At 54.5% G+C, this 253-nt stretch carries 1 protein-coding gene; it reads left to right on the top strand.

All coding sequences use genetic code 11. From position 1 onward, the window contains the following. Positions 1-133, top strand: a 133-nt coding sequence (csrA, locus tag ACLJNW_RS26900) for a carbon storage regulator CsrA (RefSeq protein ID WP_410961607.1), incomplete at its 5' end; no start/stop codon positions are given. Between the last annotated feature and the right edge of the window lie 120 nt (positions 134-253).

Genomic DNA, 253 nt, shown 5'->3' with positions numbered 1-253 from the left:
CACCGTGACGGTACTGGGTGTCAAAGGGAACCAGGTGCGCATCGGCGTCAACGCGCCGAAGGAAGTCGCCGTACACCGGGAGGAAATTTACCAGCGCATCCAGAAAGAGAAAGATCAAGAGCCAAACCATTAATTTTTATCTAATTTTCCCTTTGCAAACGGGGTAAAGATGGGTATCATGCGCCCCGTGTTGCGGAGAGGTGGCCGAGTGGCCGAAGGCGCTCCCCTGCTAAGGGAGTACACCTCAAAAGGG

Source organism: Salmonella sp. SAL4457, assembly GCF_046548235.1.
GTDB classification, from domain to species: Bacteria; Pseudomonadota; Gammaproteobacteria; order Enterobacterales; family Enterobacteriaceae; genus Salmonella; species Salmonella enterica.
Note: the sequence above shows the minus strand (reverse complement) of the source record. Positions and strands in the feature narration are given on the sequence as shown.